This is a genomic window from Pseudomonas sp. NPDC096917 (genome assembly GCF_044762555.1).
GTDB lineage: Bacteria > Pseudomonadota > Gammaproteobacteria > Pseudomonadales > Pseudomonadaceae > Aquipseudomonas.
This window is the reverse complement of the sequence record NZ_JBIWEO010000009.1, coordinates 118,524-133,762: the sequence shown is the minus strand read 5'-3', so window position 1 is coordinate 133,762 and position 15,239 is coordinate 118,524. Positions and strand designations below refer to the sequence as shown.

The following is a 15,239-nucleotide window of genomic DNA, read 5'->3' as shown; positions in this document are numbered from 1 at the left end:
CCATTTACAAACTAAGTGGTTGACCAGCACACACCGTAGAAGTTTAAACACGCCCGCGCATAACGCGTCTTGCCCTCTCAAGACCAGCCTTTTTTGTTAATCGGCCAATTCAGGCCTTTCAATTTAGAGAACCGCACGTGTGCCTCTAGCCTTGGTGCAACGCATTGATATGCGAACCAAAAAATCAGAGGACATATAAATGAGCATCCCCTTCGCCCTTGGGGCCCGCGCCCAGCGACGCCTGTTTTGCGTGTTGAGTATCAGCTTGCTCTCGGTGTCTGTGCACGCAGCGACCTTGACCCGTGATAACGGCGCCACTGTCGGTGACAATCAAAACTCACAAACGGCAGGGGCAAATGGCCCGGTGTTGTTGCAAGACGTGCAGTTGTTGCAAAAACTTCAGCGTTTTGATCGTGAACGCATTCCTGAGCGCGTGGTGCATGCCCGTGGCACGGGGGCACACGGTACCTTCACCGTCACCAACGACCTGAGTGACCTGACCAAAGCCCGGGTGTTTGCCGCCGGTGAAACCACTCCGGTATTTGTACGCTTCTCGGCCGTGGTGCATGGCACCCACTCGCCAGAAACCCTGCGCGACCCGCGCGGTTTTGCCACTAAGTTCTATACCTCTGAAGGTAACTGGGACCTGGTAGGCAACAACTTTCCGACGTTCTTTATTCGCGATGCCATCAAATTCCCGGACATGGTCCACGCGTTCAAACCTGATCCGCGCACCAACCTTGATGACGACGCGCGTCGCTTTGATTTCTTCTCCCATGTTCCGGAAGCCACCCGCACCCTGACCGAGCTTTACTCCGATTCGGGCACCCCGGCCAGCTACCGCGAAATGGATGGCAATGGTGTACACGCCTACAAACTGGTGAATGCCAAAGGTGAGGTGCGGTATGTGAAATTCCACTGGAAGAGTCTTCAGGGCATTCGCAACCTCGACCCTAAAGAAGTCACGCAGGTTCAGGGCCGTGACTACAGCCACATGACTCATGACTTGGTCACCCACATTGACAAGGGCGACTTCCCCAAGTGGGATTTGTACGTGCAAGTGCTCAAGCCTGAAGACCTGAAATCATTCGACTTTGACCCGCTGGACGCGACTAAAATCTGGCCAAATGTCCCCGAGCGCAAAGTGGGGCAGATGGTGCTGGACCGCAACCCGGCCAACGTCTTCCAGGAAACCGAGCAAGTCGCCATGGCCCCGGCCAACCTGGTGCCGGGCATTGAGCCCTCCGAAGATCGCTTGCTGCAAGGTCGGGTTTTTTCGTACGCCGACACGCAGATGTACCGTTTGGGTGCCAATGCCTTGCAATTGCCCATCAACGCCCCTCGGGTGACGGTCAACAATGGCAACCAGGACGGTGCGATGAACCTTGGACACACCACAACGGGTGTGAACTACCAGCCAAGCCGTCTGAACCCGCGTGAAGAGCCGCAAGCTGCGCGTTACAGTGAAATGCCACTGTCGGGCACTACCCAGCAGGCGAAGATTCAGCGTGAGCAGAACTTTAAACAGGCAGGCGACCTTTACCGTTCATACAGCAAGAAAGAGCGTCAGGACCTGATTGAAAACTTCGGTGGCTCGTTGGCCACCACCGACGACGAAAGCAAGCACATCATCCTGTCGTTCCTCTACAAGGCCGACCCTGAATACGGGGCCGGCGTGACCAAAGTCGCTAAAGGTGACCTGGTTCTGGTCAAGGCACTGGCGGCCAAGTTAATGGATTAACCCAGTAATGGCAGCCCTCAGGCTGCGATCTTTTGATCTTGAGAGTGAAACGATCGCAGCCTGCGGCAGCTCCTACGGCGATGACCATTTGATCAATGTGAGTGATCTCCATGCGTATTTTTCTTTCCCTGGCCCTGCTGTTTATCAGCGACATGGCGCACGCCGAACAACCTGATACCCAAACCCAACTCAAGGATTACTACTTCGAGGCCGCCCGCCGTGGTGAGGTGGCCATGCTCGATACCTTTATCGAGTCGCACTACACCCTCGACGTTCAAGACAGCAAAGGCTACACGGCATTGATTCTCGCGGCCTACAACGGCCAGGGCGAGGCGGTCGAGCACCTACTCAAAGCAGGTGCCAATGCTTGTGTGCAAGACCTGCGCGGCAACACGGCCCTGATGGGCGCTATTTTCAAAGGCGAGCTGAAAATCGCCCGGCGCTTGATGGCCACCGACTGTAACCCCGATCAACGTAACGGCGCCGGGCAGACGGCGGCCATGTATGCAGGGCTCTTCAAACGGGTCGAATTACTTAAGGATTTATCCAGCAAAGGTGCAGACCTGAATGCCGAAGACGCCCAGGGCAACAGCGCCGCTCGGCTGGCCAAGGGCGAAATCCGCATGCCTGTGTCGCACTGACCCTAGGGTCTGTTCCCGTTTCATTGCAGCCGCGACGAAGGCCCACGTGGTGCAGGGCAAGGCGCGAGAAGCGTAGTTTGGTTGTTCCCAATAAGCTTCGAGTAACGCCGCCCTGCGCCACGTGGGCTTTCGTCCCTAGGGGCCTCGTTTCAAATTTAGCCAGGCTGTGTTGCAGAGCTTGAGAAGGGAACAACCATTCCCTTCGCTCTGCGCCTTGCCTGGCTAAATTTGACCCAGCGACGCGACTTGCAGTGAAACGGGAACAGACCCTAGTATCATCGTGGTTTTTGCGTGGAGTTCAGATGGCCAAGCCTAAGCGCATATTCGGCTGCACCGAGTGCGGTGCAACCTTTCCCAAGTGGGCCGGGCAGTGCGCAGAATGCGGCGTCTGGAACACCCTGGTCGAAACCATTGTTGAAAGTGGCTCCGCCGCGCCACCCAGTGGCCGCACCGGCTGGACTGGGCAACAGGCCCAGATCAAAACTCTGGCCGAAGTCAGCATCGAAGAAATTCCGCGATTCTCCACCGCCTCCGGCGAGCTGGACCGGGTACTCGGTGGCGGTCTGGTCGACGGCTCCGTGGTGCTGATCGGCGGCGACCCCGGCATCGGCAAATCCACCATCCTGCTGCAAACCTTGTGTCAGATGGCCACGCGCATGCCCGCGCTGTACGTCACCGGCGAAGAATCCCAACAGCAAGTGGCTATGCGCGCCCGGCGCTTGGGCTTGCCACAAGACCAACTCAAGGTCATGACCGAAACCTGCATCGAAAACATCATTGCCACGGCCAAGCTCGAAAAGCCCAAGGTCATGGTGATCGACTCGATCCAGACCATCTTCACCGAACAACTGCAATCGGCGCCGGGCGGGGTCTCGCAAGTGCGAGAAAGCGCGGCATTGCTGGTGCGCTACGCCAAGTCGAGCGGTACGGCGATCTTCCTGGTCGGCCACGTGACCAAAGAGGGCGCACTCGCCGGCCCGCGGGTACTGGAACACATGGTCGACACCGTGCTGTATTTCGAAGGCGAGTCCGACGGACGTTTGCGCTTGCTGCGCGCGGTCAAAAACCGGTTTGGCGCGGTCAACGAATTGGGCGTGTTTGGCATGACCGACAAAGGCCTCAAAGAAGTCTCCAACCCTTCCGCGATCTTCCTGACCCGTGCCCAGGAAGAAGTCCCGGGCAGCGTCGTCATGGCCACGTGGGAAGGCACACGGCCCATGCTCGTCGAGGTGCAAGCGCTGGTCGACGACAGTCACATGTCCAACCCACGCCGCGTGACCTTGGGCCTGGACCAAAATCGACTGGCCATGCTGCTGGCGGTTTTGCATCGCCATGGCGGCATTCCGACCCACGATCAGGACGTGTTCCTGAACGTGGTGGGCGGTGTCAAAGTGCTGGAAACTGCCTCCGACCTCGCCTTGATGGCGGCTGTCATGTCCAGCTTGCGCAACCGGCCCTTGCCGCACGACCTGCTAGTGTTTGGTGAGGTTGGCCTTTCGGGCGAAGTTCGCCCGGTGCCGAGCGGTCAGGAGCGCTTGAAGGAAGCCGCCAAACATGGCTTCAAGCGCGCCATCGTCCCTAAAGGCAACGCCCCCAAAGAGTCGCCGCCGGGCCTGAAAGTGATCGGCGTGACTCGTTTGGAGCAGGCATTGGATGCGTTGTTCGAATAGCGTGTCAGGTCTGTAAAAAAATCTGCAAAAGAGCCTGGTCATGACACGCGCTGGCTTTAACCGCCTGCTGTCCCACGGATAGGGGCGGTGGTTGCGGTTTGTTTTGCGCGGCGTGTGTTTCCGGACGTACACCGGCGTTTATTTACACCACTAATCTGCAAAAGAAGGCTCTAGACCAAGGTAAGGGGGTGGTCTTTAGAGCCAACAGCGCTAAACTCCGAGAGCAGTCTTTCTTGTCCAACTGGCCGGAATATAAAAATGAATAATAAAAATAGCCTGCTACGCCACCTCCCGTGGCTGGTGCTGGCAATTGTAGGAGCCTGCGCCCTTGGCGTAGTGGCGTTACGCCGGGGTGAGGCGATCAATGCGTTGTGGATTGTGGTCGCTGCGGTGGCTATCTATCTGGTCGCTTATCGTTATTACAGTCTGTTTATTGCTAATCATGTGATGCAACTGGATCCGCGTCGGGCAACCCCTGCGGTGGTCAATAACGACGGTCTGGACTACGTGCCGACCAACAAGCACATTCTTTTCGGACACCACTTTGCCGCTATCGCTGGCGCGGGCCCTCTGGTCGGCCCGGTACTGGCTGCGCAAATGGGCTACCTGCCCGGCACACTGTGGCTGATTGCCGGTGTGGTACTGGCGGGCGCGGTTCAAGACTTCATGGTCTTGTTCATGTCCACACGTCGTAACGGTCGCTCTTTGGGCGACATGGTGCGTGAGGAAATGGGCAAGGTGCCAGGCACCATCGCGCTGTTTGGCTGCTTCCTGATCATGATCATCATCCTTGCGGTGCTGGCGTTGATCGTGGTCAAAGCCTTGGCCGAGAGCCCGTGGGGCATGTTCACGGTGATGGCGACCATCCCGATTGCGATGTTCATGGGCATTTACATGCGCTACATCCGCCCGGGTCGTATCGGTGAAATCTCGGTCATCGGTGTCCTGCTATTGCTCGGCTCGATCTGGCTGGGCGGGCAAATTGCAGCGAGCCCTGAGTGGGCACCTGTGTTTACCTTCACTGGCGTGCAAATCACCTGGATGCTGATCGGCTATGGTTTTGTGGCAGCAGTCCTGCCGGTGTGGCTGGTACTGGCACCGCGTGACTACCTGTCTACTTTCCTGAAAATCGGCACCATCATTGCGCTGGCCATTGGCATTCTGATCACTATGCCCGAGCTGAAAATGCCGGCCGTGACTCAGTTTATCGACGGCAACGGCCCGGTGTGGAAAGGCGGCTTGTTCCCGTTCCTGTTCATCACTATTGCCTGCGGCGCGGTCTCGGGTTTCCACGCCCTGATCTCCTCGGGTACTACACCTAAACTGCTGGATAACGAATGCAACTCCCGCTACATCGGCTACGGTGCGATGCTGATGGAGTCCTTCGTGGCCATCATGGCAATGGTCGCCGCTTCGGTGATCGAGCCGGGTGTGTACTTCGCCATGAACAGTCCGGCGGCAATCGTTGGCGGTGATGTGGTGACTGTTGCGCAAACCGTCTCCAGCTGGGGCTTTGCCATCACCCCGGATGCGTTGACCGCATTGGCCAAAGACATCGGTGAAACCACCGTCCTGGCCCGTGCTGGCGGCGCACCCACGCTGGCGGTGGGTATCGCACAGATCCTGCACCACGTGTTGCCGGGCGAAAACACCATGGCGTTCTGGTATCACTTCGCCATTTTGTTTGAGGCGCTGTTCATCCTGACCGCTGTCGACGCCGGTACCCGTGCCGGTCGCTTCATGCTGCAAGACCTGCTGGGCAGCTTCGTGCCAGCGCTCAAGCGCACCGAATCGTGGCCTGCCAACCTGATCGCAACCGCAGGCTGTGTGGCGATGTGGGGTTACTTGCTGTACCAAGGCGTGATCGACCCACTGGGCGGCATCAACACCTTGTGGCCGCTGTTCGGTATCTCTAACCAGATGCTGGCGGGTATCGCGCTGATGCTGGCGACCGTTGTGCTGATCAAAATGAAGCGTCAACGCTACATTTGGGTGACCATGCTGCCCGCTGTCTGGTTGCTGATCTGCACCACCACCGCAGGTTTCATCAAGCTGTTCGATGCCAACCCGGCGGTAGGCTTTCTGGCCCTGGCCAAAAAATACAGCACGGCGCTGGAGGCGGGCCAAGTGATTGCCCCGGCGAAAAACATCGACCAGATGCAACACGTGATCATCAACGCGTACACCAACGCGGGCCTGACCATACTGTTCCTGTTCGTGGTGTTCAGTATCCTGTTCTATGCGCTCAAAGTCGGCGTCGCCGCCTGGGGCAAAAAAGAGCGCACGGATAAAGAATCGCCGTACCAAGTCATGCCGGATGCTCGATAGAGGGTTGCAACCATGTTCAATGACCTGAGTCGCCTCGGTAAATACCTCGGTCAGGCCGCGCGCCTGATGGTCGGCATGCCCGACTACGACAACTACGTCGAGCATATGCAAACCAAACACCCGGACAAGCCTGTGATGAGCTACGAGGCGTTCTTTCGAGAGCGCCAAGAAGCCCGTTATGGCGGCAAGGGCGGGCCCAAGTGCTGTTAACCAGCCAAGGGTGAGGTATATCTAACTGTGGGAGCGGGCTTGCTCGCGATGGCATCGACTCGGTATGTCTGACTGAGCGGGTTGATACCATCGCGAGCAAGCCCGCTCCCACATTGGTTTTTGCGCCATGTTTCTGGAGACTTGTGCATGTCATCTCCCATCCCCGTCACCATCCTCAGTGGATTTCTCGGTGCCGGTAAAACCACCTTGCTGCGCTACCTGCTCAAGGCCGAACACGGGCTGAAAATTGCCGTGATCGAAAACGAATTCAGCGACGCCGGTATCGACACCCAATTGCTGGGCGACGAGCCGGTGCAAGTCATGACCCTGGCCAATGGTTGTGTGTGCTGCACCATTCATACCGACCTGACCAAAGCCCTGTATTTGCTGCTTGAACGGCTGGACAGCGGTGAAATCGCCTTCGACCGTCTAGTCATCGAATGCACGGGGCTGGCCGACCCGGCGCCAGTGGCACAAACCTTCTTCATTGATGAAGAACTGCGTGAGCGCTACCTGCTGGACGGCATTATCACCCTCGTCGATGCCGCCCACGCTGACGTGCATTTGAGCCAGACGATTGCCCAGGCGCAGATTGGCTTTGCTGACCGGCTGTTGGTGAGCAAGCGTGATTTGGTGGATGACACCACGTTTGATGCGCTGAGCGAGCGCCTGACGCGCATCAACCGCCGTGCACCGATTCGAGTGGTTGAACACGGCAAAATCGATCTGGCCGAATTGCTGGACGTGCGCGGGTTTAACCTGAACGCCGATCTGGGCGGTGGTTTGAGCTTGCGCCCGGTGCAGCCGGTGGCATCGATTGACCGTATCTCCAGCCTGGTGTTGCGCACCGACAAACCGCTGGATATCGACAGCCTCAGCGCGTTTATGAACGACCTGCTCGAAGAGCACGGCAAACAACTGCTGCGTTACAAAGGTGTGCTGAGCATTGCCGGTGAAGATCGGCGTTTGGTGTTTCAGGGCGTACTCAAACTGTACGGCTTTGATTGGGACACCGAATGGCGCGATGACGAAGCGCGTGAAAGCGTGATGGTGTTTATTGCCGATGATTTGCCCGAGGCCAAGATCCGTGAAGGGTTTGCTCGGCTGACCGATGAGTAATCAGCGGTGGGAGCTGCCCCAAGGTTTGGCTGAGGTTACCGGTTCGCCCACCCGCGTACAGCGGCCGCCATCTGACCTTTAGGAGCGAGCTGCTCGCGATTTTTTGAGCCCTCCCGTCAGCAGCCACAAAAAAGCCCGGCTCAAGAGCCGGGCTTTTTATTCAGCTATTTGCAATCAGTTGCCGTAAACAGGCAGTTTTTTGCAGATGGCTTTTACTTTCTCGCGAACGGCATCAATCACAGCTTCGTTGTTGATGTCGTCCAGGATGTCGCAGATCCAGGTCGCCAGTTCACGGCATTCTTCAACTTTGAAGCCGCGAGTGGTAACAGCCGGAGTACCGAAGCGCAGACCCGAGGTGACGAACGGGGAGCGTGGGTCGTTAGGCACGGAGTTTTTGTTCACGGTGATGAAGGCTTTACCCAGAGCGGCGTCAGCATCTTTACCGGAGATGTCTTGCTTGATCAGCGACAGCAGGAACAGGTGGTTTTCAGTCCCGCCCGATACCACGTCAAAACCACGCTCGATGAACACCGATGCCATGGCTTGGGCGTTTTTCACCACTTGTTGCTGGTAAGCCTTGAACTCAGGTTGCAGGGCTTCTTTGAAGCACACCGCCTTGCCGGCGATGACGTGTTCCAGCGGGCCGCCTTGCGAACCTGGGAAAACAGCCGAGTTCAGCTTTTTCTCGATCTCGGCGTTGGCTTTGGCCAGGATCAGGCCGCCACGTGGGCCGCGCAGGGTCTTGTGCGTGGTGGTGGTGACCACGTCCGCAAATGGAACCGGGTTAGGGTAAACGCCCGCCGCGACCAGACCGGCTACGTGCGCCATGTCGACGAACAGGTAAGCGCCCACTTTGTCAGCGATAGCGCGGAAACGTGGGAAGTCCAGGATTTGCGAGTAGGCAGAGAAACCGGCCACGATCATTTTTGGCTTGTGTTCAACCGCCAGGCGTTCAACTTCGTCGTAGTCGATCAGGCCGTTGGCGTCGATGCCGTATTGAATCGCGTTGTACAGTTTGCCCGAGGACGAAACGCTGGCGCCGTGGGTCAAGTGACCGCCGTGGGCCAGGCTCATGCCCAGGATGGTGTCACCCGCCGACAGCAGGGCCAGGTAAACGGCGCTGTTGGCTTGCGAACCGGCGTGTGGCTGAACGTTGGCGTAATCGGCGCCGAACAGTTCTTTTGCGCGATCGATCGCCAGTTGCTCAACCACGTCGACGTATTCACAGCCGCCGTAGTAACGCTTGCCTGGGTAGCCTTCAGCGTATTTGTTGGTCAGTACCGAACCTTGAGCTTCCATCACCGCAGGGCTGGTGTAGTTTTCCGAAGCGATCAGCTCAATGTGTTCTTCCTGGCGCTGAGCTTCTTGCTCCATGGCGGCAAAAAGGTCGGCGTCGAACTTGGCAAGGGTCAAATCACGGCTGAACATGGCGGTCCTCAAGGATCGGGGGCAGAAAAGAAGGGCATTCTAACCCAATGGGTTTTATCTGGCATATGAAAGCGATTCACGGCATTCGTGATTAAGTTGCAAGCTTGAATCCGTAAGCCTGCAATTGCTTGACCAGCAAGTGCGCAGGCATGGGGCGCCCGAACAGATAACCCTGCACTTCGTCGCAACCGTGCTCGCGCAAGAACTCAAGTTGCTCGTGGGTCTCCACGCCTTCGGCGATAACCGCCAGATTCAGGCTGTGGGCCATTGCAATAATGGCGCGAACAATTTGTGCATCTTGCTCGCCTGCAGGCAGGCCGTCGACAAACGTGCGGTCGATCTTGAGCACGTCAATCGGGAACTGTTTGAGGTAGTTAAGCGATGAGTAACCGGTGCCAAAGTCGTCGACGGCAATACTCAGGCCCAGGTTTTTCAGGCTGGCCAGAATTTGCAGCGCTTCGCTGACTTCGCGCATCAGGATGCTCTCGGTCAGTTCCAGTTCAAGGCAGGCAGGAGACAGCCCGGTTTCCTTGAGAATATTGGCAATTCGGGTACCGAGCTGGCCGTCCGAGAACTGGCGCACTGAAATGTTGACCGACACCTTAGGCACGCGCACTTTCGCCTGATGCCAGCACTTGAGCTGGCGGCAAGACTCGGCGAGCACCCAGTCGCCCACATCCACCACCAGACCCAACTCTTCCAGCACCGGAATGAAGTCGCCGGGCGGCACCAGTCCGCGACGCGGATGATTCCAGCGCAGCAGTGCTTCAACGCCGGTGAGGCGTTTGCCATCGCCACTGAATTGCGGCTGGTAATAAAGGATGAACTCTTGCTGTTCCAGGGCGTGGCGCAGGTCGCTTTCGAGCTCCAGGCGCTCCAGGGCGCTGGCGTTCATGTCTGCTTGGTAGAACTGGAAGTTGTTTTTACCGCGTTCTTTGGCGTGATACATCGCGGTGTCGGCGTTCTTCATCAGTTGGCTGAGCTCATTGCCGTCTTGCGGGCTCAGGGCGATGCCGATGCTGGCAGTGACGAAAAACTCACGATTTTCGAGGACGAACGGCTGCACCAGACTGGCGAGGATTTGTTCCGCCACGCTGACCGCCTGGTTCAGCGCCATGACGCGTGTTGCACGGGGCTGCAAGAGCAAGGTGAATTCGTCGCCGCCCATGCGCGCCACGGTGTCGTCGTCATCGACGCAGGCCAGCAGGCGTGTGGCCATGTCTTTGAGCATGCGGTCACCCGCGGCGTGGCCCAAGGAGTCGTTGATCGGCTTGAAGCGGTCAAGGTCAAGGAACATCAGCACTACCCACGACTTGTTCCGCTCACCTTGTTGCAACGCGGTGTGCAGGCGGTCCTGAAATAACGTGCGGTTAGGCAGGTGAGTCAGGGCGTCGTAGTAGGCCAGGCGGTGGATCCGCTGTTCGCTGGCCTTGCGTTCGCTGATGTCGCTGAAGAAGCACACGTAGCTGGCCAGATCGCCTTCGTCATCGAACACGGCAGTAATACCGACCCACGCCGGGTAGTGCTCGCCATTGCGCCGCTTGAGCCAGACTTCGCCTTCCCACGAGTTGTGCTGGTTGAGTTGTTTGATCACGTACTGCAAGTGCGCCTGCTGTTGCTCATCCACGGTCAGCAGGCTTGGTAACTGGTCGAGCACCTGAGACACGGCGTATCCGCTGACCCGACTAAAGGCTTCGTTGGCTTGTACGATGTAGCCGGCCGGGTCGGTGATCAAAATCGCTGAGGTGGAGTGTTCAAATACCGTCGCGGCCATGCGCAGGTCTTTCTCCGCGCTGCGTTGCTGGCTGATGTCGCGGGCAACGCCCAGAATACCTTCGAATTTATCGTGCTCATCCCACACCAGTACCAGACGCAGTTCGATCGGGATTTTGCGCCCGTCAGCGCGCAAACAGTCGAGCAGGAACAAGTGGGTTTTCACTTGGGCACGCAAGGCTGCCAGCTGTTCCGGATGCTCCAGTGCGGCACTGACTTGATCCATCAGGCTGTAGATGCCTGTCAGTTGGAGCGGGTTGGCAATGGTCGAGCGCCAACCGTTGTTGAACACCCAGGTCGGGTCGTAACCCAGAACGGTTTGCACCGAAGGGCTGACGTAATTGAGCTGCAAGTTGCTGGAGGTAGAGAAAATCACGTCGCTGATGCTTTCGGCCAGCATCCGGTAGCGGTGTTCGCTGTCGCGCAGCGATTCGCTGGCTTCGATTTGATCGGTGATGTCCTTGGCCACCCCGACAATGCGCGTGACTTGATCGCCCATGCCGCGCACCAGGGCTTGCTCGCGAATATCAAAACGCCGCCACACGCCACTCTGGTGCCGGAAACGCAGTTGGCATTCCAGGCCTTGCGCATAGCCGCTGCTGAGCTGGTGCTGGCGCAGGTGGTGATAGTGCTCGGCGTCTTCGGGGTGAAGCAGTAACTCCCAGAAATAGGGGCCCATTTGCTTCAGTTCGGCGCTGTTGTAGCCCAGGGTTTGGCCCAGATGGTGGTTGCTGAAAATCATCCGCTGGCTGCTAACATCTTGCACATAGAGGTGATCGGGCACGGTGCGCACCACATCTGACCAAAAGCGTTCGCGTTCTTGCTGCGACAGCTCGATCAGCTTGCGGCTGGTGATATCGCTGATGCTCAAAATAACCGCGTGATAGTCCTGCAGATCATCGGGCAGACGCAGCACCAGCCATAAATGCTGGTCATGACCCTGGGGATCGGTGAGCTTTATTTCCAGTTCGAGCTGTTGCTGCTGATTAAGGACGGCTTCGACCAGTTGGTAGCCAATGGCCGGGTTGTTGCTCGGGCAGCCGTTGATCAGCTTTTGCCAGGCTTCTTCACCGCTGCTGACGTCCAACAGTTGTAAGGCCACCTGATTGACTTCGGTCACACGCAGTTGCTCAAACAATGCGCGACGCTGCTCGGGGTTGTTGTCCAGCCAGTGTTTGAGCGTGTCGCTGTCTTGCAGTTTTTCGCGCTCAAGAAACCCGGGCAGGCTTGAGAGATCAAGTACACACAGCGCGACCCCGGTGCCTTCGAAAATGTCGTAATAGCGTCGACGCCCTTCGTCCAATTGACGCTGGCGTTGGCGCATGTTGAGCAGCGCCAGGATCGGCAACAGCGAGAACAACAAAACCAGCAGGCTTTTGCCAATTAACCCAGGCAACAGGTGCGCCATCGCTTTGTGACGATTAAACAGGCCGCGCAATTGCCAGTCGCTATGGCTCAAAGGCGCCAGCAGTACCGTATCGTCTTGGTCCGCAGGGCTGAGTGGGGTAACTGAAGTCGAGGGGCCATCCATGCGACTGAGCACTCTTGCGCTTTGGCTGTTTTCGATCAGCCATTGCGCACGGTTACTGCCCGACACCTGGCGCGTCAGTTTTTGCAGCGCCTCGGGGCTTAAGCGCAGCAGCCAAAACCCTTTGACGGTGCCAATAGGCGGACGCAGCAGCAGGTAGAGGGTGCTGGAGTCACTGCTATTGCCGTAGTAATAGACATCGGCACTGCCTTGCGTCGGAATGTTTTTGACCCAGTTCTTAACAAATGCGGCATCAGGGCTGATGCCGGTACTGTCCAGCAACACATCACCTGACAGATTCAACAAGGCCAAGCTTTGCAGTGCAGGCAAGGTTGGGCGCAGTTGCTCGACCAGAGCCTGTTGTTGCTGCACGTTTTCGGGTATTTCGTAGATGGGGAGCAGGTTGAGCGCCGTTTCGGCTCGCAGGGCCAAACTCAGGCTGATGTGATCAGACAGGTCGGCGCTGTAATTAATGCTGGCTTGGTGCTCTTGCTTGAGCGTTTCCTGGAACTGTTCAATCAATAACCAGAACAGCATCGCCAGCAACAATAGAACAAGTGTTGCCAGGGCGCCTTTTAACGTGCCGCGCACAGGTGTACCCAGGATTTGGCCCGGCACATGAGTGAGAGTTTGCGGGTTTAGGTTGAGCAAGCTGTGATCCTGCGTTTTGGCTGCTATGGCGCGACGCCTCAAGTGAGCTGGACACCCATAGGGCGGCTAGCATGCCTTGGGCTGTGGCAAAGTGCCAGCCCTGTGGCTTGCGCTGGTTTGCCCTGTACCGCGCATTCAGGTAGCTTTGCCGGTTACGCGAGGGCATTTTAGCTCCTACACTCAGGCTTTTTCTGCGAGCAGGCATTGATTGAAATCAATACCTGTCTTTGTGCTATTGCCTGATCCGGGCATCGCTCGCGCCTTAATCATCAGTCACTGACGCTAGGTTATCCATGGCTCAATACGTTTTCACCATGCATCGGCTGAGTAAGGTTGTTCCGCCGAAGCGGGAAATCCTGAAAAACATCTCCCTGTCGTTCTTCCCGGGCGCCAAAATTGGCGTACTGGGCCTTAACGGTTCGGGTAAATCTACTTTGCTGAAAATCATGGCGGGCGTCGACACCGAGTTCGACGGCGAAGCCCGTCCAATGCCGGACTTGAACATCGGCTACTTGCCGCAAGAGCCGCAACTGGACCCAAGCAAAACTGTTCGTGAGGTGGTCGAAGAGGCGGTGAGCGTGATCAAGGATGCGCAAGCGCGTCTGGATCAGGTTTACGCTGAATACGCGGACCCCGATGCCGACTTCGACAAGCTGGCCGCTGAACAGGCCAAGCTCGAAGCCATCCTGCAGGCTGGCGACGGTCACAACCTTGAGCGTCAACTGGAAGTGGCGGCCGACGCCCTGCGCCTGCCAGCCTGGGATGCCAAGGTTGAACACCTGTCGGGGGGTGAGAAGCGTCGTGTGGCCCTGTGCCGCCTGCTGCTGTCGGCCCCGGACATGCTGCTGCTCGACGAACCGACCAACCACTTGGACGCCGACTCGGTGGCCTGGCTTGAGCACTTCCTGCATGACTTCCCGGGTACCGTGGTTGCGATTACGCACGACCGTTACTTCCTGGACAACGTTGCAGGCTGGATTCTGGAGCTCGACCGCGGCGCTGGTATTCCTTACGAGGGCAACTACTCGGGTTGGCTGGAAGCCAAGTCCGATCGTCTGGCCCAAGAATCCAAGCAGCAGTCGGCCCATGAAAAGGCCATGAAAGACGAGTTGGAATGGGTCCGTAAAGGTGCCAAGGCGCGTCAGTCCAAGTCCAAGGCGCGTCTGCAACGCTTCGAAGAACTGCAATCGCAGGAATTCCAGAAGCGCAGCGAAACCAACGAAATCTACATCCCGGCCGGTCCGCGCCTGGGTGACAAGGTGATCGAGTTCAAGAACGTATCCAAGGGTTACGGCGATCGCGTGCTGATCGACAACCTGTCGTTCGCCATGCCTAAAGGCGCGATCGTTGGCGTGATCGGCGGTAACGGTGCCGGTAAGTCGACCCTGTTCCGCATGCTGATGGGCAAGGAGCAGCCGGATTCGGGCAGCATCGAAATCGGTGAAACCGTGCAACTGGCGTGTGTTGACCAGAGCCGTGACGACCTGGATGGCAGCAAGACGGTGTTCCAGGCCATTTCCGATGGTTCCGATGTGATCCGCATTGGTAACTACGAAATTCCGTCGCGTACCTATGTGGGCCGTTTCAACTTTAAAGGTGGCGACCAGCAGAAGTTCGTCAAGGACCTGTCCGGTGGTGAGCGTGGTCGCTTGCACCTGGCCCTGACCTTGAAAGAGGGCGCCAACGTGCTGCTGCTCGACGAACCGTCCAACGACCTTGACGTTGAGACCCTGCGTTCGCTTGAAGAGGCGCTGCTGGACTTCCCGGGCGCTGCCATTGTGATCTCTCACGATCGGTGGTTCCTTGACCGTGTTGCGACTCACATCCTGGCGTACGAAGACGATTCGCAAGCGGTCTTCTTTGAAGGCAACTACACCGAGTACGAAGCGGATCGCAAAAAGCGCCTCGGCGAAGCGGCCACCCAGCCGCACCGTGTGCGTCACAAAAAACTGGCCCAGTAAGCACGGTTTGCAAGACAAGACGGAGCCCCTCGGGGCTCCGTTTTTTTTGCGTAATCCTTGTAGCCGCGAACGAGGCACACAGGCTGCAATGGGGGGCGAAGCGGCCCTGTTTTTCAAGGTCCTTCGGCCTTTCTCACAGCATGGGTGCCTTGTCAGCGGCTACGGAATCGGTGTTTTTGTTGGTGCAAA

Annotated in this window: 9 protein-coding genes; 7 read left to right on the top strand and 2 right to left on the bottom strand. The window is 57.6% G+C overall.

Annotation, left to right across the window (positions count from 1 at the left end):
* Window positions 1–199 precede the first annotated feature (199 nt).
* The 6 genes from ACIQYF_RS12535 (at window position 200) to yjiA (ending at window position 7,709) form a co-directional block, all read left to right on the top strand.
* Window positions 200–1,741, top strand: a complete 1,542-nt coding sequence (locus ACIQYF_RS12535; RefSeq protein ID WP_402861670.1) for a catalase — start codon at window positions 200–202, stop codon at window positions 1,739–1,741.
* A gap of 110 nt (window positions 1,742–1,851) precedes the next feature.
* A complete protein-coding gene (locus ACIQYF_RS12530; protein WP_402861667.1) occupies window positions 1,852–2,382 on the top strand; it encodes an ankyrin repeat domain-containing protein in 531 nt (176 codons plus the stop codon).
* Window positions 2,383–2,684: 302 nt separating this feature from the next.
* Window positions 2,685–4,052, top strand: a complete 1,368-nt coding sequence (gene radA, locus ACIQYF_RS12525; RefSeq protein ID WP_019411903.1) for a DNA repair protein RadA — start codon at window positions 2,685–2,687, stop codon at window positions 4,050–4,052.
* 258 nt (window positions 4,053–4,310) lie between these two features.
* On the top strand, window positions 4,311–6,380 hold the full coding sequence (locus ACIQYF_RS12520) for a carbon starvation CstA family protein (RefSeq protein WP_402861663.1): 2,070 nt from the start codon (window positions 4,311–4,313) through the stop codon (window positions 6,378–6,380).
* Between the two features lie 12 nt (window positions 6,381–6,392).
* A complete protein-coding gene (locus tag ACIQYF_RS12515) occupies window positions 6,393–6,590 on the top strand; it encodes a YbdD/YjiX family protein (protein ID WP_007937254.1) in 198 nt (65 codons plus the stop codon).
* A gap of 147 nt (window positions 6,591–6,737) precedes the next feature.
* The gene (yjiA, locus tag ACIQYF_RS12510; RefSeq protein ID WP_402861659.1) at window positions 6,738–7,709 is read left to right on the top strand and encodes a GTPase; all 972 of its coding nucleotides are present in this window, start codon (window positions 6,738–6,740) and stop codon (window positions 7,707–7,709) included.
* A gap of 174 nt (window positions 7,710–7,883) precedes the next feature.
* Here the strand turns inward: yjiA and glyA are convergent, their stop codons facing one another.
* Both glyA and ACIQYF_RS12500 read right to left on the bottom strand, forming a co-directional pair.
* Complete coding sequence (gene glyA, locus ACIQYF_RS12505) at window positions 7,884–9,137, bottom strand: serine hydroxymethyltransferase (protein WP_402861656.1); 1,254 nt, start codon at window positions 9,135–9,137, stop codon at window positions 7,884–7,886.
* A gap of 91 nt (window positions 9,138–9,228) precedes the next feature.
* Window positions 9,229–12,975 (bottom strand): EAL domain-containing protein, encoded by a 3,747-nt coding sequence (locus ACIQYF_RS12500; protein ID WP_402861956.1) that lies wholly within the window; start codon window positions 12,973–12,975, stop codon window positions 9,229–9,231.
* 407 nt (window positions 12,976–13,382) lie between these two features.
* On the opposite strand from ACIQYF_RS12500, the gene ettA reads away from it, so the two are divergent.
* A complete protein-coding gene (ettA, locus tag ACIQYF_RS12495) occupies window positions 13,383–15,050 on the top strand; it encodes an energy-dependent translational throttle protein EttA (RefSeq protein WP_047273569.1) in 1,668 nt (555 codons plus the stop codon).
* The last annotated feature ends 189 nt before the right edge of the window (window positions 15,051–15,239 follow it).

What these genes read in the sequence shown, in the direction of transcription:
- ACIQYF_RS12535 (WP_402861670.1), top strand. Translation starts at nt 200, where the DNA reads ATGAGCATCCCCTTCGCCCTTGGGGCCCGCGCCCAGCGACGCCTGTTT.
- ACIQYF_RS12530 (WP_402861667.1), top strand. Translation starts at nt 1,852, where the DNA reads ATGCGTATTTTTCTTTCCCTGGCCCTGCTGTTTATCAGCGACATGGCG.
- radA (WP_019411903.1), top strand. Translation starts at nt 2,685, where the DNA reads ATGGCCAAGCCTAAGCGCATATTCGGCTGCACCGAGTGCGGTGCAACC.
- ACIQYF_RS12520 (WP_402861663.1), top strand. Translation starts at nt 4,311, where the DNA reads ATGAATAATAAAAATAGCCTGCTACGCCACCTCCCGTGGCTGGTGCTG.
- ACIQYF_RS12515 (WP_007937254.1), top strand. Translation starts at nt 6,393, where the DNA reads ATGTTCAATGACCTGAGTCGCCTCGGTAAATACCTCGGTCAGGCCGCG.
- yjiA (WP_402861659.1), top strand. Translation starts at nt 6,738, where the DNA reads ATGTCATCTCCCATCCCCGTCACCATCCTCAGTGGATTTCTCGGTGCC.
- glyA (WP_402861656.1), bottom strand. Translation starts at nt 9,137, where the DNA reads ATGTTCAGCCGTGATTTGACCCTTGCCAAGTTCGACGCCGACCTTTTT.
- ACIQYF_RS12500 (WP_402861956.1), bottom strand. Translation starts at nt 12,975, where the DNA reads ATGCTGTTCTGGTTATTGATTGAACAGTTCCAGGAAACGCTCAAGCAA.
- ettA (WP_047273569.1), top strand. Translation starts at nt 13,383, where the DNA reads ATGGCTCAATACGTTTTCACCATGCATCGGCTGAGTAAGGTTGTTCCG.